The sequence below is a fragment of the Salinimicrobium oceani genome, assembly GCF_012037645.1.
The window spans coordinates 1-443 of record NZ_JAAVJR010000668.1 but is presented as its reverse complement, the minus strand read 5'-3'; the positions used below and the strand labels follow the sequence as shown (position 1 = coordinate 443).

1 pseudogene is annotated in these 443 nt (G+C 49.0%); it reads left to right on the top strand.

Annotation, left to right across the window (positions count from 1 at the left end):
• Positions 1-443: pseudogene (locus tag HC175_RS18795) on the top strand (2-oxoacid:acceptor oxidoreductase subunit alpha); the annotation flags it as partial.

The window sequence follows — 443 nt, the reverse complement described above, 5'->3', positions numbered from 1 at the left end:
GACTTGCTCTTAAAGGAGAAGCTCTTGGCCTGGCGATGATGATAGAACTTCCGCTTGTGGTAGTGAACGTGCAACGCGGAGGACCATCTACCGGTTTACCCACAAAAACTGAACAATCTGATCTTCTCCAGGCAATGTATGGCCGCAACGGGGAAAGTCCGGTGATCGTGATCGCTGCAAGTACTCCGGCCAACTGCTTTACCTATGCTTACCAGGCTGCAAAACTTGCTTTGGAACATATGACTCCGGTAGTGCTGCTAACCGACGGATATATTGCAAACGGATCTGCACCCTGGAAAATTAGAAAAGTAGAAGACCTTCCTGAAATAAAAACCAGGTTGGTTAAAGAAGGTAAGGAAGACTGGCATCCATATAACCGGGATGAGATCACTCTTGCCAGAGATTGGGCAGTACCGGGTACTCCGGGGCTGGAACATCGCGTA